The following is a 24718-nucleotide window of genomic DNA, read 5'->3' as shown; positions in this document are numbered from 1 at the left end:
GCTAGCTCTAACCCTTTTGAGTTAAAGCTAGCTATATCTAGAGCTGAATGCATTTAGCGTAGGAGCCATTTTTTCAACGGTGAAGCGTCAATTGCTTTCACAAGCAGTATGGTTGCAACAATCGTTGCAGGATAAATAAACACATCTTTCGCGAGGTGTTGCAGCCCGATAAATTCAGCGACATTCATCATGACAATTATGATAAGCAGATGGCTAACATATATTCCTAACACGCAAGGAGATAGTTTGAAGACCCAAGGCATGTCGCCAAAATGAGGGTGAGCCAAAAGCCACATAAAGACACCTACAGCCCAGATAACGGTACCGAATAGGAAGTCGTGCGAGTTGAAAGCGATGTCATGTTGCATCAGCCAGTAAGCTTCACCAAAATGCAGTGCCATGCCAAGAATAATGCATCGAACCGTATTGTTTCGCGACCACCGCCACTGCACTTCTCGTGCGAAATAACCTAGAGCAACTAGCAACGTGCTGAAAAAAGGCCCGTTACGAGTAAAGAAAGGCGCTGGCAGGTCGGTAATGGTCGCGTAACTGCCAGCAAAGGCACCGTATATGTATAGCAATACTGCGGTTGGCAGTATCAGTTGCGCCATATTGATATGCACGAGAAAGGCAATTAACGCTACGGCAATGACCAGAGCCGGAATAAACCACAGATGAACGAGTCCGCCTTCGATGAGTGAATTGATCGGGGTTGACATTAGGTACCCCCAATAACCTTGCCTTTCGGCGAGATACCCAGCCTCAGCGACCGTCTGCCATTGGAATGGCATCAGTAAACTGATCATGCTCCAAATGAGCCAAACCTTCATTAACGGTTTGGCGTAGTTCTTAAGAGTATCGATAGGTGAATGACTCAACTTCGGCTGGATTAGATAACCCGAGATGAGAAAGAACAGCGGAACAGCAAAACGAGCCAGTTGGTTGAGCATATAGCCAACCCATGGTATCCCATTCCACTGCCAGTACGTCAGTGCCATCTGACAATGCAAACCCACAATCGCAAGCATCGCAATGATACGTGCAAACTCTAAGCTGGCTATTTTTTGTTTCTTTGCCATTACATTGTTTACCTAAATAAAAAACTTAGGTGAAAATAGCAGGTTGTTACTGAAGTAATACGTGAAAAAGTCAACAGACTTGCGCTTACATTGAAGCTGTTTTGAAAATTAAGACTTACTTCAAACTTCTTAATTATTAACCTATTAACGCAATCAATACCTGATTCGTGAGTCGAAAATAGCACTGAATAATGGTTAGACCAGTTAACTCGAGATTGCAAAAAAGAACGATCGTGCTAAAAATAAGACTATGCAAAAAGGAAAAGTGACAAAAGAGTTTATTCTGCAGCGGGCTTTTGAGATCGCCAGCGAAGACGGATTAGAAAGTCTTACGATTGGAGAGTTAGCCAAGCAATGCGGTATGTCGAAAAGTGGTCTGTTTGCCCACTTTAATTCGAAGTTGAATTTACAGCTATCGGTGCTTGATCACGCCAATAAAGTGTTCGCTGATCGGGTTATTGAGCCTGCTCGAGAACTCGGGGATGGCAATATCGAGCGTAAAATTCGAGGGTTGCTCGACTCTTGGATGACTTGGAATCACGCATTCCAAGGAAGTTGTATGTTTCTTGACGCTTGGAATGATACGGCAGATAAAGATTGCCCGCTTCAGGCCGGACTGCGTAAATCCATAGACACTTGGCTGAGTTATTTGGAGATCCAAATAGCGAAAGGCAAAGAGAAGCAAGAATTTGCAGCAGACTTAGATACACGCCAAGCAACGTTTGATTTGTACGGTCTCTATTTGAGTGCGCATGTTTTTTACTCAATTAAAGGTGAGCAAGAAAGCTTGCGTCTGTTTTGGCAAGGGATCGACAACTTATTTTCTCGCTGGAAAGGCTAATATCGGTTATTCGCTTCCCAGATTCGTAGACATAAAATCACAAAGAGCGGCTGAGTTCGCTCTTTCTTATTAGCGTAAAAAGCACGACCGTTCTATTTTGTGCAAAGCTGATAGTTAAGGACATGATTATGAGTGAAAAAATTTACTTTAATACATCGCAACGTTTCAGTATTAAGCGCAGTTTGGTGAACATTAGTACTCGGTTACACCATACACTGGCCCCGTCACATGCAAAGAAGACCGCGCGCAAGCTTCTTCTGACACCTGCTCGTACGCAACCTAAAAATATTGAACCTCAAGGGCTTATCAAAGGTGAAATTAAAGGGCATGCAGGCATCATCAAAACCTATACTTTGGGATCTGGACCTATTTGGGTGCTAACTCATGGTTGGTCTGGAACGGCAAGTCAGTTTTATCCACTGATGGAACATATTGCGTCGAAAGGGTTTACTGCTTTGGCGTACGATCATCCGGCACATGGTGAGAGTGAGGGGCAGTATGGGCACATTCCGGGGTTTGTCAGAGGATTAGAAGATGTGTTGGATACGGTCGAGGATATTGTTGGCCTAGTTGGGCACAGCATGGGCACCGCTTCTGCTCTTGAGTGTAGGCACAGTAAGTTAGAAAACAAGCCTTTGCTGCTTATTGCTCCGGTATTAAATTACGTAGAGAACTTATTCGGTAGCATTGCACGTTCCGGTTACTCGATGAAGCTTTTTAACGCTGTGGTTTCAGAAGTTGAAGACCAATTTGGTTATCCGTTACAGTCCATTGATCCGATGAAGCGTTTGTCTGAGCGTCCGTCTCACACCATTATTATTCATGATGAGCAAGACAAGTTCACCAAATACAGTGTCTCGGCAAAAGCGGCTGAAGAGATTAAAAATGTTGAGTTAGTGACAACACAAGGTCAGGGGCATGGTCGAGTGATGAAGTGTGAGCAAGTCTTCAGTAGTTTTGACCGTTTGCTCGATAGTGCTTGGTAACCCTTACTTTTACTGATTGACTCGCTCCGTTTTGCGCTAATTCGATTTGAAAGTAACACCTCAGATTTTTTCGTCTCTGGTGTTGCTCTCCTCGTTAAGAGGTTAAATCCAAAAAAAGGACAGCCGAAGCTGTCCTTTGTTTATTTAGCAGAAAGTCTGCAAGGCTGAAATTAGTTACAGTTAGCTACGCCAACTTCTTTCCAAACGCCCCATTCGCCAGATTGGCTAGGATCGTCACCCTGAGTCCACCATTTCGCTTCCCACGTTTTACCTGCGTGAGTCACTTGGTTACCACCTGTGTACACTGCGCTCGCATCCCATGCGTTGTCACAAGTACCAGGGTTCGGATCGGTTGTGTGCTGTGCAACAACCACTGTCGCGCTTGCCGATGAAGACGCTTTACCGTCGCTCACACTTACAGTGAAGCTTAAGCTTGTGTCTTGCGGGTATTCCGCAGCAGTGAACGTGACTTTAGAGCCTTCAACCGTTGCATTCAGACCTTGAGGTAGAGTCCAGTTGAATGTCAGGGTATCGTTGTCTGCATCGCTAGACGCAGATGCATCTACAACCACAACGTCACCAGCGTTTGCTGTTGCTGGAGCAACAACTTGCGCTACTGGTGCGTTGTTCACTGGGTCAACAACACCTGCTGGTTTCACTGTTACTACAACGAGGTCAGATGCCGTTGCACCTTCGTTATCAGACACCGTCAGCTTGAAAGTTAATTGCTCTTCAACAGTAACTTCTGCTGCATCAAAGCTTGCTTTCGCTGAGTTTGCACCTGTTAGTACCACTGCGGTGCCAGATACTTGTTCCCAAGCGTAGCTTGCGATGGTGCCGTCAGAGTCGTTTGACAGGCTGCCATCTAGAACCACATTTGCAGGACCTGTTACCGATTGATCTGCGCCAGCGGCTGCGGTTGGTTTACGGTTTGGTTGAGGTATCACACCACCAGCCATACCTTCGTGCATCGCGTTTAGAATGTCACCGTTATCCGCGTCAATTTCCCAAGAGAATAGACCAGCAAGACCAAGAGACTTCGCGTAGCTACCTTTTGCTAGCACTGAACGGTGGTCATCAAATGTGATCAACTCGCCCGTAGTACGGTTCCATACCCATGGTGCTTCTGCTTGTGCATCGTAGCCGTACTCGAAGCCGTTAATGCCAGTGTTGTTTGCACCTAACATGAATGACTTAATGCCTTTGTAGTCAATTACGCCATCTTCCCAAACACCTTGTGCTGTGCTGCCCTTCAGTTTACCTGAAGCAGTACCTGTCATTGGGTCGTTTGGATCGGTTAGCGTATCTGGAGTTACGCCTTCCCAGCCACGACCGTACATTGCTGTACCAAGTACTAGCTTGTTCGCAGGAACGCCTTGAGCAAGAAGAAGTTGGATGCCGTTATCTGCTGTGTAAGCAGGACCTTTGTACGGTTCGCCGCTTTCATCAACGCCACTACCGTCACACTGACCAGGACGCATGAATGAACCACAGTAAAGCGCAGTCTGGTGACCAGGAACGTTGTTCCAACCGCCGTAGAAGTCGTAAGTCATTGCGAAGATGTAATCCATGTACTGCACCGCATCTGCGTAGTCTACGTCTTCAATCTTGTCGTAACCGACACCGATAGCGGACGTTAGCTCGTAAGTACGGCCTGTCTCAGCTTCTAATTCATCAAGCATTACGCGCAGTTCACGCATCAGTGCGATGTATGCTGGGCCATCGTTTACAGGGTCGCCCTTATCGGCTGCTGCACCGCCGCCGCCAGGGAATTCCCAGTCGATATCAACACCGTCGTAGAATTTCCAAGTTTTCAGGAACTTCTTAACTGATGCGACGAATGTGTCTCGGTTTTTCTTGTCCACGAAATCGAAGAATGGGTCAGACAGTGTCCAACCACCGATCGATGGGATGATTTTTAGATCAGGGTTACGTTGTTTCAATGCCATTAGCATTGCGTAGTTACCCTTGATAGGCGTGCTGTATTCATGACCAGCTTGTGGGAAGCTCTTCTGATAAGCAGCCCAAGGGTCATGGATAACGACTTCATAATCAGGCACACCTGTACAAGCAGTTTGTAGCGCATTGAAACTGTTGCCGCCAACAGACTTCACAGACTCATTTGGGCCACAAATTGGGATAAAACCGTAAAGGATGTGAGTCAAGTTGTCGACCGGCATATTATCGACTGTGTAGTCACGGCCATAGATGCCCCATTCAACAAAATACGTACCCATCACGACGCTTGGATCGGTATTGTAGGTTTTGTTGTTTGGATCAACATTCATCGTTAGTGGCTTCAGGTGAGAACCATCGGTATCTGCAATTGTGATTTCAGCTGGTGCGCTTTTCGCACAACCTGTCGCATCACATGCTTCGATTTCCATTTGGTATAAGCCACCTTGGCCGTATTCAAACGAAGCTGTCGTTTGGCTACCAGTGATAGGGCCGCTTGCTACTTTTACACCATCAAAATAGACGTTGTAAGTGTCACCAGGTGTGCCACTCCACTGGTTAAATTTAACAGTAATCTTCGCTTGCTCATGGTATTTCACCATGTCGTAGTAGCCTGACGTGGTTTCCATCGCGAGTTCAATTTTAGAAAACTGAAGGTTGTTGGAACCGTACATATCGATACTTGGTGCGGTTGGAGCCGCAACTGCAGCGCCTGATAGCGCTAAAGCAACTCCAGCTGCACATAGGTTAAATCGAATCATAACTTCTCTCTCAATCCTTGGATTCATGTTCTACCTAGAACATAGGCTGCTCTTGCACCAGATAAGATGATTGGATTTACTCCACGTGCAAAAGCATCACACTCAGCATTTCAGAGAGTTTTTTTTCGTCAAAAAAATTAAGACGGTTTTCGAGGCACTTGAGAGAACTTAACTAAAACTCGCACTCTGTTACACAGAAAGTGTCAGACTGAGTCAATAATTTATAAAATCTCAGCAGAAACTAAAATTATTGTTTACTCAGTAACGAGTTAGTTAAATGCGATGAAGGCCTTATTTTGTTGTTTATTAAGGTTTTGTTTCATTGATATAGAAAGAGAATTGAAAGGAAAAATAGCCGTGAAGACGTATTAGTCACGGCTGAAGTGTTCACTCAACGCGGCGCGACGTTTAGAGGCTGCACCGGTTTCAGAGCCCTGAACGGTATGCTCAAATCCTTTACGAATGAATCGCTGATCTGGAATAAGAGGCTCAATACGGCGTATTTGAGGTGAAAGATGAGAGCCCGAGATCTGATACGATGTCTTTCCTAATCCGGTATTCAACGTGATGACCTTGCCATCGAATTCAAATTCCGTCGTAATAAGTCGATGGTTTCGGTATACCCCATCTTCAGTGAAAACGAGACGTTCTGTTTGGTAGGGTGGCGCGCCAATCTCAATCCATTCGCCGTACACCTTTTCCGGATCAATGTGGTCTTGATAGGAGAGGTGGATTTGATAGCCAAAAAACGTCAACAGACCCATCCCGAAGCAGACAAATGTACTCTTGAGGATTTTGGATTGGTGGCGAGCCAAAAATGAAAGTTTTGGTTCTTGTCGTGCTTTTCGCCTTCGGCGAGTCGAGTCCGTCATAGATCTAATTTTCTCCACTTTTCTAACATGGTGGAAACCTTCCTTTTTAAAAACAAACAATCCCGCCATTGAGACGACGAAACTATGATCTAATGTCCACTTTTACATTCAGATACACATCTTATTGATGGTTTTGTTGTTTGCTCACATTCATTACTTCGCAGGTTTTCTTGCTCGGTTTAGGTCGCCTGATTAATCCTCGCGAAAAGAGGTTCTCGCTCAGTAGCAAAGGATGTGCGTTATTACGTTGAGTTTAATGGCTTTCAAAGCTTGAGTAACGGAAAGAAACAAGGTAAAAAAGAGCGGACTTTTGATAAGGAAACCAATAATGAATATTAAGGAAAATAGCTATTTTGCTGGTAGTGTAAAATCACTAGGCTTTAACCAGAAAGATCAGGATGTTAGCGTTGGTGTGATGCTTCCTGGTGAGTACACGTTTGGTACTCAAGCACCAGAGCGTATGACGGTTGTAAAAGGTGCGCTTGTGGTCAAGCGTGTTGGCGAGAGCGATTGGACGACTTATCAAAGTGGTGAGTTTTTTGAAGTGGAAGGTAATTCTTCATTTGAGCTTCAAGTGAAAGAAGCGACTGCGTATTTATGTGAGTACTTCTAGCGTTCATTTGTTGCTCGTCATAAAACCACCTTCGGGTGGTTTTTTCGTCTATGTGCTTCACTTATAACGCATCTTTTTGGTTATTTGGGTATATACTTAATAAAAATGTACCCATCGACCAGGGAGGAAGTGATGGCAGTACAACGCAAGCATTCTGATCTCCCTCCTCGTTACGAGGACAAAGATCTCACCAATGAGCAAAGACTGCGCTTTACCGAAGTTGCCAATGCCGCTCATAAGAGACGTGAATTTTATCGACGTGCTCTAGGAAAGAGCTTAATGGGCAAAATGAAGGGCCGTGCGTTTAAAGATCACCCCACTCGTCAGCAAGACAAGCCGAACAGAACGTTGCAAGTAGTGTGGTTAATCGTATTCCTCGTTGTGGGGCTTTGGGTGATGCATGTGTTCGCTTAGTCATTAGCAAGCTTCTGGTACCGCTGGCGCATCAGATGTTGACTGTTCTTCCGTATTGCAGTGCTCATAAAAGGCGTACTGGTTTTTACCAGTATGTTTAGCTGCGTACATTGCTTTATCTGCACATCGAGTCAATTCAGACAAATCCTTTGCATCTTGCTTATAGATAGCAGCACCTACACTCATTGTTAACTCGTTAATCATATCGTAGCTTCGGTAACCTGTCGGAAACAGATTCACGATCCGTTTTAGGATGCTGTCGAGGTCATCTTTACTTTTTACATCGTAAAGCATGATTACAAACTCGTCGCCCGCAAATCGAGCGATGGAGTAGTCGTGTTTATCTGTTTTTCTGTCTTTGTTGCGAATGTTATTTTTTAATCGAGTGGCGAAGGCTTGAAGTACTTGGTCACCAATATCGTGCCCGTAGGTGTCGTTGATGTGCTTGAAGTTATCGATATCGAGAAAGACCAATGCGGTGATGCTGTCATCAGATGAGTGCTTGATTTCATCGAGCTTTGCGCGCGCCCAAGTCTCAAAGCTCCAGCGATTGGCAAGCCCAGTGAGCTGGTCAAAATATGCTAACTCCTCAATCCCCTCACGATACAGTGTTTGAATGTAATTGAGGACTTTCGTGTAGTAATACGAGAACGTGTGACACACAAACGCGGTCGCTATCAGGGTCAGCATCAATCTCCGCTCTATGATTTCTGTGGCTGTTGGCAGTCGATCTAAAAAAGCGACCCCAAAAAAGATCAGTAAAATGTAGGTGCCACTGAACAGCAGACCGACCTTAAACTCATTAATTAATACCAGAGTGGCGACAATAGGATATAGCCATAACATTTTGCCTGACGGAGCGTCGTTATACAGAAGTAACAATAACCCTTCGAACATTAAGACAGCACTTAGCCATAAGTCGGCGTATTGATGGTGCCGCTGGACTTTTATTACATAACTGATTGCTAAGCATGCCAGGGCACATAAAGCATGGAAAAAGCTTAAACCCCAGTTATTCTCAAGTGATTGAGCAATGGAACCATAAGTTAAACAGGCAGCGGCGATACTGGAGCATAAAAAGACAATTTTCTTTTTTCTTGTTGAGCGGATGTCCGCCATTTCTTCTAAGCGCGCCCCAGCCAATGTCGACATTACGTATCCTTGCTTAATTAACGTGTACGCTTATTCTAGGCGGTATTTTCGCGATAAATAGAACAACAAAGTTTCCAAATGTGATATCAGTCATTTTTAGTGCAAAGCCATCAGTGTGATTTGGTGCGAGTGTTCAAAGAGGAATGGTGGCGCATGCAGGTTTTCATGACGGTTCTTCATGGCTCTATATGGTTGGACTGATAACTCAAAGTAATGTATCTAGTTAGACGCATTTCTATTGATTATCCTGATTCTGTTCGGTGCTCGTTGATTGAGAGTATTGTTCACCAATCTCTGCTCTACGTATCGTCAAGGCATATGTCGTTTCGAAAATGCATTAGAAATATTTTTCCGAAACAGGGCGAAATATTGTTGTCGTTATGACCAATATGCGACTAGAATCCGCGCTAAATCACAACCTCATATCGAGCTTCGTTCGAGTCACTATTTTTAAACTGCTTCACAAATATTGTGAGGCAGTTTTTAGTTGTAGGAAAGGTTACAAGCATGCCTAAAAGCCAAAACATCAACCAACGAATGTCCATCGTGGCATTAGCTTGGCCAATTCTTGTCGAAATTTTGCTACGGACGGCTTTAGGAACCAGTGACGTGTTCATGCTGAGTGGCTACTCAGACAAAGCCGTATCCGCTGTTGGTGTGATCACGCAGATTACCTTCTTTTTAATCATCGTTTCGACGTTTGTCAGTAGCGGTACGGGGATTTTGATTGCCCAATACAATGGCGCTGGACGCGAGCAAGAGTCAGTGAGCGTTGGTGTTGCGAGTATTGCGCTGTCTGTGCTCGTCGGTGTGCTATTGAGTGTGATTGCCGTACTTGGTGCGATATACCTACTCCCGTATTACGGCTTGGAAGCGCAAGTTGAGCAGTACGCTCATGAATATCTGCTGATAAGCGGTGCGATGACGTTTAACGTTACGATTGGCGTTGTTTTTACAACTATTCTGCGTAGTCATGGTTATTCACGTTCCCCAATGGTGGTGAATTTGATCTCGGGTGTGTTCAACATCATTGGTAACTATATTGCGCTTTACCAGCCATTCGGTTTACCTGTGTATGGTGTGCAAGGTGTAGCAATAGCAACCGTCGTCAGCCAAGTCATCGGTACGTTAATGTTATGGTTTATTCTCGCTCGCAGCAGCATTGAACTACCGATGTCGACCATGAAACAAGTGCCCGCAGAGATTTACAAAAAGATCTTAAAAATCGGCGGCATGAACGCGGGTGAAGTGCTGTCTTACAACGTGGCGCAAATCTGCATTGTGTATTTTGTGGTGCAAATGGGGACGGCATCGTTGGCGGCTTTCACTTATGCACAAAACATTGCCCGTTTCTCGTTTGCTTTCGCGTTGGCAATTGGTCAGGCAGCGCAAATTCAGACTGGTTACTACATCGGTAAAGGTTGGGTGAGCAGCATTTTAAAACGCGTACAAATCTACTTCTTAGTGGGATTTGTGGCATCAACGGCGGCAACCACACTGATTTACCTGTTTAGAGAAGAGATTCTGCGCGTATTTACCGATCAACCAGAGATACTCGCATTGGCAGGTTCGTTAGTCATGGGCTCAATTTTGCTCGAGGCCGGACGTGTGTTTAACCTGATTTTTATCGCGGGGCTCAAAGGCGCGGGTGACATCAAGTTCCCAGTGCAAATGGGGATTTTGAGTATGTGGGGACTAGGCGTGCTTTTCTCTTACATCTTTGGCATCCACTTGGGTTATGGCGTTTTAGGGGCTTGGATGGCAATCGCACTCGATGAATGGGTACGTGGTATCATCATGGCAAGACGTTGGCGCTCTCAGGTGTGGACCAAGTTTAAGGTGAGCTAACGGTTTTCGGTATCGCGCATCACGCTTATTCTGGTGTTAGAAAAAAAAGGCACTGATAGTCAGTGCCTTTTTGTTATTTAAACTCGGGAAGACGTTAGAATTCGCACTCAGCTTTGAACACCATGCGCTCTTTGCTGTATGGATGATCCAGCTCTAGCATCTCAGCATGCAGGTGTAAGCGATTCGCTTTTTCGCCGTATAAACCATCACCAACCATCGGCATGTTTAACCCCATGTGATGGGCACTGTGTACACGTAGTTGGTGAGTTCGCCCGGTTTTCGGATACATGTATACCTTGCTGCGTCCACCTTTGACTTCAATCAGTTGCCAGTAGGTTTCTGCATGTTTCCCGTGTTCAAAACACACCAGTTGACGTGGGCGGTCGTCGGGGTCACCACGCATTGGCAGTGAGATTTCCCCTTCTGGCGCGGTCAATACGCCTTCGAGCAGTGCCATATAACGTTTTTGTACGTCGCGAGCCATAAACTGTTTTTGCAGACTTTTGTTCGCGCGCTTGGTTAAGGCAAACACCAAAATGCCAGAGGTCGCCATGTCGAGGCGATGAATCACAAACGGCCCTTCCACATCAGGGTACATCGCTTGTAGGCGTGTATAAGCAGAGTCCTTGATAGTTTTACCTGGCACTGAAAGTAAGCCCGAGGGCTTGTTGACGACGACCATAGCGTCGTCTTGGTAGATTATCTCTAGCTCTTTGTCTTCTGCCCAATTCTCCGCCAATGGGTTAGGTTCGACATCCAGCCCTTGCATCATATGGCCTAAAATCGGCTGACATTTGCTGTTGCACGATGGGTAGAATTTTTTGTGTTGGCGAACCTCAGACTTTGGCGACACACCCCACCAAAATTCTGCCAACGCCAGCGGTTTGAATCCGTATTTAAACGCGTATTGGAGCAGTTTTGGCGCAGCACATTCCCCTGCACCTGCTGGTGGTACTGGGTTTGTGGTGTCCGCAAAAATGTCCACCAAGTCGCGTGTTTCGCCATGGCTGTTTAGAAAGCGGTACTGTTTATGCAGTTTGTGCTGTAAAGCGTTGGAGAGTGTTTTGCGCTGCTCTTTCAGATGAGCAAGTTGCTGCTCTAACTCGGCCAAGCGCGCTTCTTTGATTGCAAGCTTTTCATCCCACGCTTGCTTTAAGTATTTGAGAACGTTTTTCTCGGCGACACTTTGCTTACCCAACTCATCCAACAAGATTTTGAGATCATCGGCATTGAGTGTTTGCTCGCCCTGTTGACGCTGTCGTTTGCGAGCGGCGCGGCCGTCAATCATCACTTGGCGCTGTGTTTGCTCTTCTTGTTGATAAGCGGCTCGGTCGGCTTGTATTTGCGCTTTAAGATCTGCCAATTCCGGATTCGCGGCACAGGTTTTGTACTCCGCATTGGCGGCGTTGATGGCATCCGTTTCTGCGCGGAAGAAGCCTTCATCGGTCAGCATGTCGTACACAGGAGGGACAAATCCTGGAATCAAGTTTTGGTCAGCAATTTTGCCAGAAAACGCACTTAAAAAGCCGAGCTCGCCTTGAGGGCTTTTTACCAGCAATACGCCAAACATTTTGCCTCGCCCCGTTTCTTCATTAACCAAACCAAAATCGTGTTCGAAGTCGGTTTGCGCTAATAAATGCTGTTGCAATTGCTTTGCGGCTATAACGCAAAGAGGATGCGGCGTGTAGTAGAACGGAAACGTAAACTGCGTTGGTAATTCATAATCAGAAGTGTCAGCAGTAAAACGAGTAAAACAATGTTCAGGCGAGTGCATGGTGGGTATCCGCGCGAGTAAAAATTCGAGCGAGGATTGTACCTGTTTGAGTCAGGATTGCCATGTCGGTGTTGGCAATCGCTCTTGGATTAAGGACAAGAGCGAGTGGGGAAGATTTTATTGCAGTTTTCGTAATGCAAGCTTCCACTGTGCCGGTTTGTCGTAGTAGGTCGAGTGCGGCAAGGTCAAGTACTCGCCATTTACTTCTGCAATCAGGGTTGGATAACCACCAACGTGTAACTGTCGCATCAATTGTCGGCTAGAGCGAATTCTCTCATCTAGTTCGGCTTCGCTTAACGCCATGTTTTGCTCCCACGCATCACTTGTTAAACCTAGCGATTCTGCAATGGCTTTGAGCGTCGATGCTTCATTCACTTTTAACCCGAGCTGATAATGCGCAGATTGGATGGCCTTTAGCATGTGCCATGGATTCAGGCCCATTTTCTCCGCACTCAAGATCGCTTGTGTGGGTAGATAAGAATCAAGAACAAACGCATCTTCGCTTTTCACGCGTTGCAGATATGCTTCACCGAACGTCGCTCCGGTTTCGGTTGCGATACGAGCGTCACTGTTGATGATGTGCTGACGAAATTCAGGCTCAATCGCGCGTTTCTCAATCATACCGCCGGGATGAAGCTCTACCTTAAATTGAGAGGTGTCCATCAAGGCTTCGATGAGTGGTGATGCCCCGTAGCACCAACCACACATGGGATCGAAGAAGTAATGCACGGTTACCATGACATTTCACCAGTATGCACTTTTGCACCGATTTCTAGCGCGATTGGCAATTGAGCTTCTGGGTATTTCGCTGACATGGTGTCAATGAGTTGAGCGCTGTTATTGCTGTGTTTTTTCGTTTGCTGAAAATCCTGCAAGTATTGTTGCGAGTAGCGAATGGTGTCTGCGTTCAGCTTTGTGCCTGCTTTCATGTGACCAGGAATGACCACTTGAGGTTTAAGCGCAAGCATCTCGCTAAGTTGCTGCTCCCAAGCATTGATGGCGGTTTGGTCTGCGGCATCTGCCATCCACAAATGTACGTTTGAGTACACGGCTACGTTACCCAGAATCGCTTTGTTATCTGGAATCCATAGGTAAGGGCGGTGTGCTGATGTGCCATGGTTACCACGGATTTCAATCTTATGACCTTCTAGCTCTAATGATGCTTTATCGTACGCGACAGGGATCACTGGTTTTACCGGTGCGTTTGCGCCAAGCTTTGGTCCCCAGTACGCCAGCTTTCCAGCCAATTTCTCTTTAATAATTTTTTGAACCGCAGGCGTTGTGATGATCTGCGCATCAGGGAACTGTTGGTGTAAGGCCTCTGCGCCAAAGTAGTAATCTGGGTCCGCTTGACTGATAAAAATGGTTTTAAGTGTTTTGCCTCAGTCCAGAACTTTAGCGGCAATGCGCATCGCGTCAGCTTTGGTGAATCCAGTGTCGATAACCATGGCGTCAGTCTCACCGTATACCAAGGTTGAGTTTACGTGGAAGCTGTTACCGTCGGCGTTGTAAACCTCAAGAGTAAGGGGAGAGTGGTTTGCCGCTAGAACAGGGCTTGCCATTAAAATGGATGCAGCAATCAAAGTGAATTTTTTCATAATAAGCTCCTAAAGAATTTGGGGCCAAGCGACCATGGCTTGGGAACGGGAGCTATATTAGGAAATTGATACGCTCGGAAAAATACACAATAATGTGCATCACTATTTCTTATTTCGAGCAAATGTATAGACAGAGTAACGGCAGCAAAAGTATTTGTGGATGTGGTGTATTCTGGCAGTTTTACCGCGACCGCAGAACGGTTAGACATGTCTCGGCCAATGGTGACTCGTTACGTAGAGGCGATGGAGAACTGGTTGCAAACTCGTTTGTTGCACCGCACTACGCGCAAGGTGTCGCTCACCACCGCAGGGGAGCGCAGCTTGCCTCAGATTGAGCGCTGGTTAAAACAGGCCGATACATTAACGTCGAACATTGCCGCTGATGGTGAGCTATCCGGAAAAATCCGTCTTGCGTCTAGTACTTCATTTGGATTCTCACAGTTGATCCCCGTAGTAAACAGTTTTATGCAAAAGCACCCCAAAGTGCATATCGACATAGATCTGCAAGATTCAGTGAGTGATCTAACCGAACAACGTATCGATCTGGCGATCCGAATTGCGTCAGATCCCGATCCTTCTTTGATTGGTAAGCCGATTGCGGTGTGCGAATCGGTGTTGGTGGCATCACCGCAATATTTGCAAACTCACCACGCGATTGCGCATCCGCGAGATTTATCTTCACACGACTGTTTGGGATACAAAAACTTTGAGCGTCACGTGTGGCATTTGTCTCAGGGCGACCAGTTCGAATCAGTGGGAATTGAGTGTCGCCTAACCAGCAATGAGGCCACGGCGTTATTGCATGGCGCTTTACAAGGCATGGGTATTTCGATGCTGCCAACTTACTTGAGCAATATCTATCTCAAATCGGGTCAGCTTGAGTCGGTGTTGCCAGATTGGAAGCCAAATGATCTCAACATTTACGCGCTGTATTCATCACGTAAACACTTGTCTCCTGCGGTGAGAGCTTTCATCGATCACAGTGAAGATTACTTTAAACAGCATCCTTGGTAATAGCGAAAGGCGTAGTCATCCCGACTTGAGATTCATACAAGATCCTGTACCTTACATGAATATATTTTCGCAGCGTCATTTAGAGTTTTAGTTAATGTCACAAGTTCGCATCAAATTTATTGCTTCCGATATGGATGGCACATTGCTTGACCAATACGGTCGTTTGGATCCGGAGTTTTTCGATCTGTTTTTGCAACTGGAAGAGCAAGGTATTTTGTTCTCCGCTGCGTCTGGTCGTCAGTATTACAGTCTGCGAGACACGTTCGCGCCAATCAAAGACAGACTGTTGTATGTGGCTGAAAACGGCACCTTAGTGATGTACCAAGACAAAGAGCTCTACAGTTGTACCATTCCTAAAGCGGAAGTGTTGGAGATTGTGAAAGCGGCTCGTGAAATTGACGGGGCGAACATCGTATTGTGTGGCAAGCGCTCGGCGTACATCGAAACGCATGATCAGCTATCGCTGGAAGAATTTCAAAAGTACTACCACCGCTGTGAATATGTGCCGGATTTGCTTGAGGTCGAAGACGAGTTCATTAAGGTGGCAATTTGTCACTTTGGCGGTTCGGAAGAGCTCTTGTTCCCGACCATGAATACGAAGTTTGGCGCAACGCATAAAGTCGTGGTGAGTGCAAAAATCTGGCTGGATGTGATGAATGCCGAGGCCTCTAAAGGCGCGGCCATTCAGCACCTTCAAGAGACGATGAATTTTACTCCGGCAGAAACCATGACGTTTGGTGATTACCTCAACGACCTTGAAATGCTGCAAGTCAGTGAGCATTCGTACGCGGTTGCCAACGCGCACGAAGAGATTAAGAAAATTGCTCGTTATTCTGCGCCAAGCAACCAAGAGGCTGGGGTACTCAAAGTGATTAAAGAGAAAGTATTAGCGAAGTAACGCTCATTCTTTCGATGTTATTTTCTTCTTCACGTAAAAAGCCCCGCAGTGTATGCGGGGCTTTGTTTTTTTGGGGGGAGTAAGGTTCCCGTTTTAGCGTACGTACTTGGCGGTTGCACTGACTAAAAAGTGTTGCAATTTCCCGTCTGATTTTGGCACCCACAAGTCGTTATGATAATGGTAAATACGGCCATTGACGGTCACAGACAAGGTATTATCACCCGTTTTCTCCATGCGAATAAACTGATCCGAAGTGACCAAAAACGGCTCTTGCTCTTCAATGCTCTGGCCCGTTGCCAATACGAAGTAGCCGAATCGGTTGCCAGCATCCGGATCGGTTGAGTAGATTCGATGTCCAACGAGGCTGTAGTCGTCGTTGAGTGCCTGCTCAAGCGTTTTTTGCCCGATGGTTTCGTGCGATGGAATAAATACCCAAGCCAACACACCTGCCGCAATGACTGCCAGTAGAAGCAGTACTTGCATGAACTTTCTCATCATATATACCGTTTAACGTTGAAATTTCATTTTGTACATGCGCTTATCCGCTATGCTGATAAGAAAGTCAACATTGTCACTGTCTTTAGGGTATTGCGCTAAGCCCATGCTTGTTGAAAGTGTTGAGACTTTATCGGAGTTTAATATTTGTGCATCAAAGACGGTATTTATCTGCTCACGTACGTTCTCTTCATTGAGATGTTCACCTTCAAGGATAACCGCGAACTCATCTCCTCCCATGCGATAAACAGTAAAATCATTGAGTGCCATAGAATTAAGCCGCCTAGCGATTTCCCGCAGTACAGTGTCGCCAACTTGGTGTCCGTGTGTGTCGTTGACTTCTTTAAAACCATTTAAATCTAGAATCCAGAGAGAAAAGGGCCTTTTTTCTTGAGTAAATTTGTTTAGGGTTATGAATAGTGCATTGCGGTTCCCTAGGTTCGTCAAAGGGTCGCTGAGCGCCAATTTTCTATGAAAATGGGATTCACGATAAAAGAAATAAGTTAGAGAGATAATCGACAAAACGAACGTCGCAAACAACATATATTGTGCTTGCATTAAGCGCTGGGTTTGACCTTTTTGTGCTTCATAAGCTTTACTGCTTAGGCGGAAGTTTTGATTAACGAAGTCTATTAAGCCTAAATATAGTGTTTGAGTTGAACGATAAAATGCAGCAGCAGCTTGGCTATCACCTGTTCTAGCTTCTACTAGTTGTTTTTCTAGCTCTTTGAATTCTTCAAAAAGATTAATGAAGTAAAGGTGCATGTTGTTCCGAGAAAAGAACTTATTGGCTTTCGTGCTACTGGTCAATAAGTCAAAGCGACTCCACGCTAACTCGTATTGAAGCTCTGCACCATCAATATTCAATACGTTTTCATCTAACCGTCTGGCCTCGCCGACAAGTTCTGATAGTTCTTTGGAGAGTTGGAATAAAAACCAAGTCGCTTGTTTTTGTTCGTTATTAAAATTTTGTGAGAGTGAACGTGTTTGCTGTAAAAGCACGACATTCGCGAGAAGCAAAGAAACGGCAAACACCACCAGCAGCATTTTGCTGGTGGTAGAATATTGCAATATTCTTTGTTTCTTAGAATAGGGTTCTGATAACTTCATTCTTATTATTTTTCTTTTATTTCATTTACTTGCCATACCATTTGCGCATGATATTTATTGTAGTTTAGCTCTGGATAGAGATTGAGTGGATATATCACCCAGAAAGGGCCTTTATTCCTGACTTTTATGTAATTCTGATCTTGTTGATAAGCCAGTATTGGTTGATATCGAAGAATATCTTGTCGGGACAATGTCGAGTGATAGTCGTTTAAGCTGCTGATATCAACCTGCTCTGGTACCTTTCCGTAGACGTGTGTAAGAAGCGTGCTGAGTTTAACGCCTAAAAACTCTGACGAAGCAGGAAGCCAAGGCAATGTCATCGTGTAGCTAGTGGTAGGTAAAGCTTGGATCTCTTCCAGTTCCAGTATGACACTAGGCTGCTGGCTACTACTAAATACGATCGTATTTGCAGACAAGAATGGCGCAACAAAAAACAGACCTAGCGCGACTATCTTTTTCATCATATGCCCTTTTGAGTTTTATTCTTTTTTCTTAGCTAGGACAAAGGTGCTAGCGGTAATTTATTTATAATTATAGAGCCAACCGGATGAGATTTTATAATACGTTATGTTTCAAAAATAACTGTCGGTTTACGTCACGTCAAGGTTATTAAGTTGCTTCTTAATTAAAAGCTCAGAGTATTGGGATGATGGTAGAGTTTCGTAATGATTTCGCGGTATTTAATTGGTTTTTATTGCAACTTTGTGTCATTTTTAATAAAGATACTGTGTCGGAAATGAGAATTTAATAAGGCGAGAAATGGATGTCGAATTTGTTCTTAAGTTACATTATTTTACATATTTAAATCATCGATATTCAGATATGTATTTGTTAGTACGTAAAGAAAATAAAGTCACCTAGTTTTGGTGACTTTATTTTTTATTTCATGAGCTTACTTAAATTAACTATGCAAACAAATATTTTGCATGGAAGTTGAGGTGCTCTTCAATAAAGCTTGAGATGAAGTAATAGCTATGGTCATAGCCTGGTTGCATTCTCAAGGTTAGGTTTGAATCGTGTATTTTTGCCGCAGCAATCAGCGCTTCCGGTCTAAGCTGCTCATTTAAGAAGCCATCAGCATCACCTTGATCAACCAAAATTGGTAATGGTGATTGTTGTTGTTTTAGAAGTTCACTTGCATCGTATTGCTTCCAGCTTTCAAGCTCCTTGCCTAAGTAAGCAGTAAAGGCTTTTTGTCCCCAAGGGCATTGCATTGGGTTACTGATTGGACTGAACGCTGAAATAGAACGGTACTGTTCTGAATTTTTCAGACCAATGGTGAGCGCTCCGTGGCCGCCCATACTGTGACCGGAAATTGACTTCACGTCAGAGACTGGGAAGTTACTTTCGATGATCGCAGGCAACTCCTCAGTCACATAGTCGTACATACAGTAATGCAGTGACCAAGGTGCTTGCGTCGCATTAAGGTAAAAGCCAGCTCCTTTTCCTAGGTCATAGCTTTCGTCGTCAGCGATACCTTCGCCTCTCGGACTTGTGTCTGGTGCAATGATCGCAATGCCAAGCTCGGCCGCCATACGAAATGCGCCCGCTTTCTGCATAAAGTTCTCATCGGTACACGTTAAACCAGAGAGCCAGTATAGCGCGGGTACGGGATTTGATTTCGTTGCGTTAGGTGGCAAGAATATCGCGAAGCGCATGGTGCAGTTTAGGGCATTGGATTCGTGTGTATATTGCTTGTGCCAACCGCCAAACACTTTGGCTTGGCTTACATTTTCAATGGTCATGAATAAACTCTCTAATTAGCAGAAGGAATTCAGGCTCCCCAAAAGGAGAGCCTGAGGCAGCATTATTGATCCATATGGATAACTGTTCGGATGCTCTTACCTTCATGCATCAGATCAAACGCTTTGTTGACGTCTGCTAATCCCATTGTGTGGGTAATGAACTCCTGTAAGCCGAACTCACCAGCCATGTAACGGTTCACGATTTCTGGAAGCTCAGAGCGGCCTTTAACGCCACCGAAAGCGCTGCCACGCCATACGCGACCAGTTACTAGTTGGAACGGACGAGTTGAGATCTCTTGACCTGCACCAGCAACACCAATGATGACTGACTCACCCCAACCTTTGTGACAACACTCAAGTGCTTGACGCATCACGTTTACGTTACCGATACATTCGAATGAGTAGTCAACACCACCGTCTGTCATTTCAACAATCACTTCTTGAATTGGCTTGTCGAATTTTTGTGGGTTGATGCAATCAGTTGCACCAAGTTGTTTCGCTAGGTCGAATTTGCTTTCGTTGATGTCTACACCGATGATGCGGCTGGCACCAGCCATGCGAGCACCGATGATTGCAGAAAGACCGATACCGCCGAGACCAAAGATTGCCACTGTGTCGCCTTTTTCAACTTTAGCTGTGTTTAATACCGCACCCATACCAGTGGTTACGCCACAACCTAGAAGACAAACTTCTTCAAGTGGTGCTTCTTTGTTTACTTTCGCTAGTGAGATTTCTGGAAGAACCGTGTACTCAGAGAAAGTAGAACAACCCATGTAGTGGAAGATAGTTTCGCCGTTGATAGAGAATCGGCTTGTGCCATCTGGCATTAGGCCTTTACCTTGCGTTTCACGAACGGCCTGACATAGGTTCGTTTTGCCAGATTTACAGAACTTACACTCACCACATTCAGCAGTGTAAAGTGGGATAACGTGGTCGCCAACTTCAACGCTTGTTACGCCTTCGCCAACCATTTCAACGATACCACCACCTTCGTGGCCAAGGATTGAAGGGAAGATACCTTCAGGATCATCGCCTGATAGAGTGAATGCGTCAGTGTGGCAAACACCAGTTGCTACGATACGTACTAGCACTTCGCCGGCTTTTGGAAGTTGTACATCAACTTCTTCCATCTTAAGCGGCTCACCTGCAGCCCAAGCGACCATTGCTTTTGATTTTATGTGAGTTTGACCAGGTTTGATTTCAAGCGACATTGGATGTTTCCTTTATATTTTCAGTATATGGAGTGACGTAATAAGCGTAGTTAAGGTTTGCTTACCGCGCTGCGTCGTTTTGTTGGTGCTCATTTTAGGTGTTTCAGTAAAAATGATAATCCGTCCATATTGAAAATGATTTTTACATATGCGTAATAATGATAAGGTGAGCGTGTAAAAAGAGTGCTATGCCTCCTTAAAGCGGAAGGGAAATGGAAAAGGTGATTGACCTGAAGTTAGATAGAGGGGCTAAAGTAGAAAACAGTCAAACCATCAGCTAGGTAAGAGTGATTATGAATAAGACGGATCTGAGTGCCTATTTAACCAAGCTAGGCTTGCCTAGTGAATTGCCCGCCGATTTGGAGTCATTGCACAGAGTTCACGTGGCGCAGCATCGTTGCCTGCCGTTTGAGAATTTTGACATCGCATTGCAGCGAGGCGTCTCTGTTGAGATTGAAGATATTATTCAAAAAACCGTGTACCACTCTCGCGGTGGTTACTGCTTTGAATTAAATGGTTTAATGCTTGATGTGCTCAACACTCTTGGGTTTGAAGCGCGAAGTTTGTTAGGGCGTGTACATGTGTCTGGTACACCAACAGGTCGTAGTCATCAAATCACGTTAGTGACGTTAGAGGAACAAACATGGATTGTCGATGTGGGTTTTGGCTCCAATACCCCTCGAGCGCCATTGCCATTTATCCTTGACCAAGTGATTCAGACGGATTTACAAACCTTCCGTTTTGTCAAAGATGCTCAGTTTGGTTATTTCCTCCAAGTGCTTTCAACCGATGGAACAGACGTGTGGAACAATCTATACAGCTTTGACCTAGAGTTCGTGTGTGCTGGTGACATTGCATGTAGCAACTTCTTTACCTCGACTTCGCCTAATTCGCGTTTTACTAGCGCAAGAGTCGCTGCTAGAGCGACAGAAAGTGGGTTGGTGACGCTGCTTAACTACACACTCAGATGCACCAATCATGAAGAGCTAACAGAAATAGAGCTAGAGCCAGGTCAAACCTACCTGGATGCGTTGAAAGAATATTTTGGCATTGAGCTTGATGCGCAATACGACGAACTTCGTCCGTTACCTGACGCGTAAAGTTTTCCCGTTTTCAAAGCGTAGCGCGACGAGAACAATGTAATCACTATTTGTCTAGAAGAGGTCGACAGGAATACAGCATGGCGAATTGGGAAGGAGTCAGCGAGTTTGTTGCCGTAGCGGAAACTAACAGCTTTACAGCTGCCGCGGCTAAACTGAAAACGTCAGTGGCACAAATCAGTCGCCGCGTATCGGCACTTGAAGAGCGTCTTGCGGTTAAGTTACTGCATCGCACGACGAGAAAAGTTTCTCTGTCTGAAGCTGGACAGCTTTATTATCAGCAGTGCAAACATTTGGTCGAAGGGCTAGAACTGGCCGAGCTTGCCGTAACGCAAATGCAGACCGAACCGCGAGGTTTGCTGCGTGTGACAGCGCCTGTGACCTATGGGGAAATGAACCTCGCGCCGCTCTTGCATCAGTTTTTGGAGAAGTACCCGCGTGTGGACCTCGATTTAGTTCTGACCAATCAAAAACTGGATTTGATAGAGCAAGGGGTAGACGTGGCGATTCGTCTTGGCCGCCTGCAAGATTCCAGCATGATCGCAAAGCGTCTTTCGTCGCGTCAAAATTACGTGTGTGCTAGCCCTATGTATTTGGAGCGATTTGGCGAGCCTCACACATTATCCGAACTGGCTCGACATCAGTGCCTAGTTGGTTCGGTCGATTATTGGCATTTTAAGGAAAATAAACGCGATAAGTCTTTGCGCGTATCGGGGAGAATTAAATGCAATAGTGGTTTTGCGCTAATGGGCGCCGCAAAACGTGGTTTGGGTTTAGTGCAGTTGCCGGACTATTACGTTCAAGAAGCTCTAGATAACGGTGAGCTAGTCGAGGTGCTGACCGATTACCGAGACGACCGTGAAGGCATTTGGGCACTGTATCCACAAAGCCGAAATTTATCGCCCAAAGTGAGGTTGTTAATCGACTTTTTAGCGCAGGAACTAGCGGATTAGAGTTTTCATGAACTTTAATACAACTGAAGTCGCTAAAACGCCCGGTGATGCCGGGCGTTTTTATTAGGATGAGAGCTGGAATCGAAAAGACATGAATCACTATTGGTTGGATTCCGCGTCTTCACGTTTAATCACTTTGTGCCCATCTTCAGATACGCCTTGCTTCCAATAGCTGCTGATGTAGATATTCTCGCGATCGACTTCTTTTTCGTTGCGGAAATATTGGCGCAGCGCACGCATTGAATCGAACTCACACGCACACCATACCGAAGCGTTACCATCTAACCACTCGAGTTCGCGAACGCTATCAGCCAAGGTTTGCTGTTCGGTTAGCCAAATCAACTCCATACCGGCTGGCGTGTTTAGGGGTTGAATGTCGGCTGGAGACATCACGCTGATCACAGCGTAGCCTTTGGCCTCTTCTGGCAGCGTACGAATTTTCGCAGAAAGGGCTGGAAGTGCTGTCATATCGGCAGCCATGAAGAACCAATCCGCCTCAGTATTTAAGTTGGAGATGCTACCTGGCCCAACAATGCTGATCGTGTCGCCTTTTTGCGCAGCCATTGCCCAACGCGCTGCAAATCCGCATTGCAGATCTTGCGTTACGTGTCGGACGAAATCCACTTCGATTGAACTGGTTTCTGGATGAAAGCGTCGAATAGTGTAGGTGCGCATGATTGGTCGGTCGTCTTCTGACAGGATGCTCAGATCCGCGCCGCCCATATCGTTAAACAGTAATTTGATGTAACTGCCTTCGCAGTCACGAGGAAAGTGGCTCAGCGCCTCACCTTGCAAGGTAATGCGCTGCATGTTTGGAGTGATGGTTTCTGTGTCTGTGACAACAAGCGTTTTAGGTTGAGGCTTCTTTTTCATTGTTACTTTACTCGATAATTATTCTCTTTCTCATTTAAAGATTATCAAGTTCCCTAACAAGAGGGTAGCGTCTTTAAACAAATTTACACTGTGAATTAACGCCAAAGCCTCAAGAAAAATATTACCTCTATCCTTTCTCTAACCACGTAAAGTGAGTCGTTTTTTAACCATAAATGGACTTATATCATTGGAATCGTAGACAAAAGCAACAGCGCAGCCATACTGTAGTTGAACCCCTTAACGCGTTTATCGGTGGTCAACCAACGCTGCAATTGCATACCTGCCGCCGTCCAAAATGTCACCGATGGCAAGTTAGCTAAACAGAAGATACCGGCGATAAAAGTCAGTTCGAGCCATGCACCGCCACTGCTGTATACCGTAATGGCCGTCAACGCCATCGACCAACCCTTCGGGTTCACCCATTGGAATGCGACAGCCCCTAAAAAAGACATTGGGCGAAAATCGTGTTTTGCTTCGGTTTTGTCGCTGGTGGCGATTTTGTACGTCAAGTACAGCAAATAACTCAAGCTCAATACTTTCAAAATGGAGTGGGTTAGCGGGTAGGCATGGAACAGGCTCATCAAGCCAATACCCACCAAAATTAGCATGGCACCAAAGCCGAAGGTAATGCCCAACATGTGTGGGATAGTGCGTTTAAAGCCGACATTTGCCCCTGAGGTCATCAACATAATGTTATTGGGACCCGGCGTAAAAGTGGAGACAAAAGCGAACAACGCCAAAGCACCCAGTTGATGATATTCCATAGATTGTTCCTTGAATCAGTTCTCGATAAGTTGAGAACAACTATAAGTAGAACTGAGGTCAATATTGTGCTTTTATTTGATGATTAGAAACTAAATAAGCAATAAAACATCATCATGGATAGATTTGACGAAAGAATATTGCAAGTGCTCAAACGAGATGGAAGAATCTCCAATGTAGAGCTGTCGGAACGCGTTGGTTTATCTCCATCTGCAACCTTACGCCGAGTGCAAGATTTAGAGCGTAAAGGCGTGATCAAAGGCTACCGAGCAGTACTGGATAATCAGCAACTTGGCGTGGGTTTTGTCGCTTATGTGTCGATTGGTTTGGCCTCGCACTCTAAGCTGGCGCAGCTGGGTTTCGAAGAGCATGTGCGTTTTGTAAATGAGGTGGTGGAATGTCACAACATTACGGGATCTAACGAATATCTCATACGCGTAGAGACGCAAGATCTCGCCGCTTATAAAGCGTTCCATGCTGATGTGTTGGGTGAGTGCGAACACGTCAAGTCGATCACAACGATGGTGGTGATGGACACACCAAAAGACGAGCGATAGCCAAACGAGAGTGACAGTTTTTGTGGCACATGAATTTGAAGTGACTCGAAAGAGTCAGTCGAGTATGAGATAAGTACACAACAAATGCTGGAAAGCAGATGGCACT

23 protein-coding genes and 1 pseudogene are annotated in these 24718 nt (G+C 45.4%); 10 read left to right on the top strand and 14 right to left on the bottom strand.

Annotation, left to right across the window (positions count from 1 at the left end):
- Window positions 1-53: 53 nt before the first annotated feature.
- Entirely contained in the window at window positions 54-1079 is a 1026-nt protein-coding gene (locus R8N49_RS09175) for an acyltransferase (RefSeq protein ID WP_158173319.1), read from the bottom strand.
- A 250-nt stretch (window positions 1080-1329) separates the two neighbouring features.
- Here R8N49_RS09175 and R8N49_RS09170 point away from each other — a divergent pair, with 250 nt between their 5' ends.
- Together R8N49_RS09170 and R8N49_RS09165 are read left to right on the top strand one after the other, a co-directional pair.
- Window positions 1330-1920 (top strand): TetR/AcrR family transcriptional regulator, encoded by a 591-nt coding sequence (locus R8N49_RS09170; RefSeq protein WP_005374416.1) that lies wholly within the window; start codon window positions 1330-1332, stop codon window positions 1918-1920.
- A gap of 128 nt (window positions 1921-2048) precedes the next feature.
- A complete protein-coding gene (locus R8N49_RS09165) occupies window positions 2049-2906 on the top strand; it encodes an alpha/beta hydrolase (RefSeq protein WP_017633823.1) in 858 nt (285 codons plus the stop codon).
- A gap of 170 nt (window positions 2907-3076) precedes the next feature.
- Here R8N49_RS09165 and R8N49_RS09160 read toward each other — a convergent pair whose 3' ends face one another.
- Both R8N49_RS09160 and R8N49_RS09155 read right to left on the bottom strand, forming a co-directional pair.
- A complete protein-coding gene (locus R8N49_RS09160; RefSeq protein WP_258490006.1) occupies window positions 3077-5623 on the bottom strand; it encodes a glycosyl hydrolase family 18 protein in 2547 nt (848 codons plus the stop codon).
- A gap of 368 nt (window positions 5624-5991) precedes the next feature.
- A complete protein-coding gene (locus tag R8N49_RS09155; protein WP_053304032.1) occupies window positions 5992-6495 on the bottom strand; it encodes a DUF2850 domain-containing protein in 504 nt (167 codons plus the stop codon).
- 328 nt (window positions 6496-6823) lie between these two features.
- On the opposite strand from R8N49_RS09155, the gene R8N49_RS09150 reads away from it, so the two are divergent.
- Together R8N49_RS09150 and R8N49_RS09145 are read left to right on the top strand one after the other, a co-directional pair.
- On the top strand, window positions 6824-7108 hold the full coding sequence (locus R8N49_RS09150; protein ID WP_005383244.1) for a pyrimidine/purine nucleoside phosphorylase: 285 nt from the start codon (window positions 6824-6826) through the stop codon (window positions 7106-7108).
- A 132-nt stretch (window positions 7109-7240) separates the two neighbouring features.
- Window positions 7241-7522, top strand: a complete 282-nt coding sequence (locus R8N49_RS09145) for a hypothetical protein (protein ID WP_258490005.1) — start codon at window positions 7241-7243, stop codon at window positions 7520-7522.
- 3 nt (window positions 7523-7525) lie between these two features.
- Here the strand turns inward: R8N49_RS09145 and R8N49_RS09140 are convergent, their stop codons facing one another.
- The gene (locus R8N49_RS09140; RefSeq protein ID WP_025768745.1) at window positions 7526-8674 is read right to left on the bottom strand and encodes a GGDEF domain-containing protein; all 1149 of its coding nucleotides are present in this window, start codon (window positions 8672-8674) and stop codon (window positions 7526-7528) included.
- A gap of 507 nt (window positions 8675-9181) precedes the next feature.
- On the opposite strand from R8N49_RS09140, the gene R8N49_RS09135 reads away from it, so the two are divergent.
- Entirely contained in the window at window positions 9182-10522 is a 1341-nt protein-coding gene (locus R8N49_RS09135) for an MATE family efflux transporter (RefSeq protein WP_025768746.1), read from the top strand.
- Between the two features lie 94 nt (window positions 10523-10616).
- Here R8N49_RS09135 and R8N49_RS09130 read toward each other — a convergent pair whose 3' ends face one another.
- From R8N49_RS09130 to R8N49_RS09120, 3 genes and pseudogenes are all read right to left on the bottom strand, one after another.
- Window positions 10617-12296, bottom strand: coding sequence for an RluA family pseudouridine synthase (locus R8N49_RS09130; RefSeq protein WP_253657607.1), 1680 nt, complete (start codon window positions 12294-12296; stop codon window positions 10617-10619).
- Window positions 12297-12413: 117 nt separating this feature from the next.
- Complete coding sequence (locus R8N49_RS09125) at window positions 12414-13034, bottom strand: DsbA family protein (RefSeq protein ID WP_151515205.1); 621 nt, start codon at window positions 13032-13034, stop codon at window positions 12414-12416.
- A pseudogene (locus R8N49_RS09120) lies at window positions 13028-13894 on the bottom strand (MBL fold metallo-hydrolase). The gene R8N49_RS09125 and the pseudogene R8N49_RS09120 overlap by 7 nt, the downstream one beginning before the upstream one ends.
- A gap of 126 nt (window positions 13895-14020) precedes the next feature.
- Between R8N49_RS09120 and R8N49_RS09115 the strand changes: the two are divergent.
- On the top strand, window positions 14021-14908 hold the full coding sequence (locus tag R8N49_RS09115; protein WP_005383264.1) for a LysR family transcriptional regulator: 888 nt from the start codon (window positions 14021-14023) through the stop codon (window positions 14906-14908).
- Between the two features lie 94 nt (window positions 14909-15002).
- Complete coding sequence (locus R8N49_RS09110) at window positions 15003-15806, top strand: HAD family hydrolase (protein ID WP_258474540.1); 804 nt, start codon at window positions 15003-15005, stop codon at window positions 15804-15806.
- A 93-nt stretch (window positions 15807-15899) separates the two neighbouring features.
- Here R8N49_RS09110 and R8N49_RS09105 read toward each other — a convergent pair whose 3' ends face one another.
- From R8N49_RS09105 to R8N49_RS09085, 5 genes are all read right to left on the bottom strand, one after another.
- Window positions 15900-16289, bottom strand: coding sequence for a hypothetical protein (locus tag R8N49_RS09105; protein ID WP_005374387.1), 390 nt, complete (start codon window positions 16287-16289; stop codon window positions 15900-15902).
- A 24-nt stretch (window positions 16290-16313) separates the two neighbouring features.
- Window positions 16314-17411: a GGDEF domain-containing protein gene (locus R8N49_RS09100; RefSeq protein ID WP_005383270.1), complete on the bottom strand. Its 1098-nt coding sequence runs from the start codon at window positions 17409-17411 to the stop codon at window positions 16314-16316.
- A 5-nt stretch (window positions 17412-17416) separates the two neighbouring features.
- Complete coding sequence (locus R8N49_RS09095) at window positions 17417-17872, bottom strand: hypothetical protein (RefSeq protein ID WP_005374384.1); 456 nt, start codon at window positions 17870-17872, stop codon at window positions 17417-17419.
- Window positions 17873-18316: 444 nt separating this feature from the next.
- Window positions 18317-19156: an S-formylglutathione hydrolase gene (gene fghA, locus R8N49_RS09090; RefSeq protein ID WP_005374382.1), complete on the bottom strand. Its 840-nt coding sequence runs from the start codon at window positions 19154-19156 to the stop codon at window positions 18317-18319.
- 62 nt (window positions 19157-19218) lie between these two features.
- Window positions 19219-20367: an S-(hydroxymethyl)glutathione dehydrogenase/class III alcohol dehydrogenase gene (locus R8N49_RS09085; protein ID WP_017821027.1), complete on the bottom strand. Its 1149-nt coding sequence runs from the start codon at window positions 20365-20367 to the stop codon at window positions 19219-19221.
- A gap of 293 nt (window positions 20368-20660) precedes the next feature.
- Here R8N49_RS09085 and R8N49_RS09080 point away from each other — a divergent pair, with 293 nt between their 5' ends.
- Both R8N49_RS09080 and R8N49_RS09075 read left to right on the top strand, forming a co-directional pair.
- Window positions 20661-21467, top strand: a complete 807-nt coding sequence (locus R8N49_RS09080; protein WP_017821026.1) for an arylamine N-acetyltransferase family protein — start codon at window positions 20661-20663, stop codon at window positions 21465-21467.
- Window positions 21468-21547: 80 nt separating this feature from the next.
- Window positions 21548-22420, top strand: coding sequence for a LysR family transcriptional regulator (locus R8N49_RS09075; protein ID WP_017633836.1), 873 nt, complete (start codon window positions 21548-21550; stop codon window positions 22418-22420).
- Window positions 22421-22519: 99 nt separating this feature from the next.
- Here the strand turns inward: R8N49_RS09075 and R8N49_RS09070 are convergent, their stop codons facing one another.
- Together R8N49_RS09070 and R8N49_RS09065 are read right to left on the bottom strand one after the other, a co-directional pair.
- On the bottom strand, window positions 22520-23293 hold the full coding sequence (locus R8N49_RS09070) for a siderophore-interacting protein (RefSeq protein ID WP_053303996.1): 774 nt from the start codon (window positions 23291-23293) through the stop codon (window positions 22520-22522).
- A gap of 179 nt (window positions 23294-23472) precedes the next feature.
- The gene (locus R8N49_RS09065) at window positions 23473-24057 is read right to left on the bottom strand and encodes a LysE family translocator (RefSeq protein ID WP_054578560.1); all 585 of its coding nucleotides are present in this window, start codon (window positions 24055-24057) and stop codon (window positions 23473-23475) included.
- 114 nt (window positions 24058-24171) lie between these two features.
- Here R8N49_RS09065 and R8N49_RS09060 point away from each other — a divergent pair, with 114 nt between their 5' ends.
- Entirely contained in the window at window positions 24172-24612 is a 441-nt protein-coding gene (locus tag R8N49_RS09060) for an Lrp/AsnC family transcriptional regulator (protein WP_318189922.1), read from the top strand.
- Window positions 24613-24718: the final 106 nt, after the last annotated feature.

This window comes from Vibrio sp. 1978, from assembly GCF_033344345.1.
Note: the sequence above shows the minus strand (reverse complement) of the source record. Positions and strands in the feature narration are given on the sequence as shown.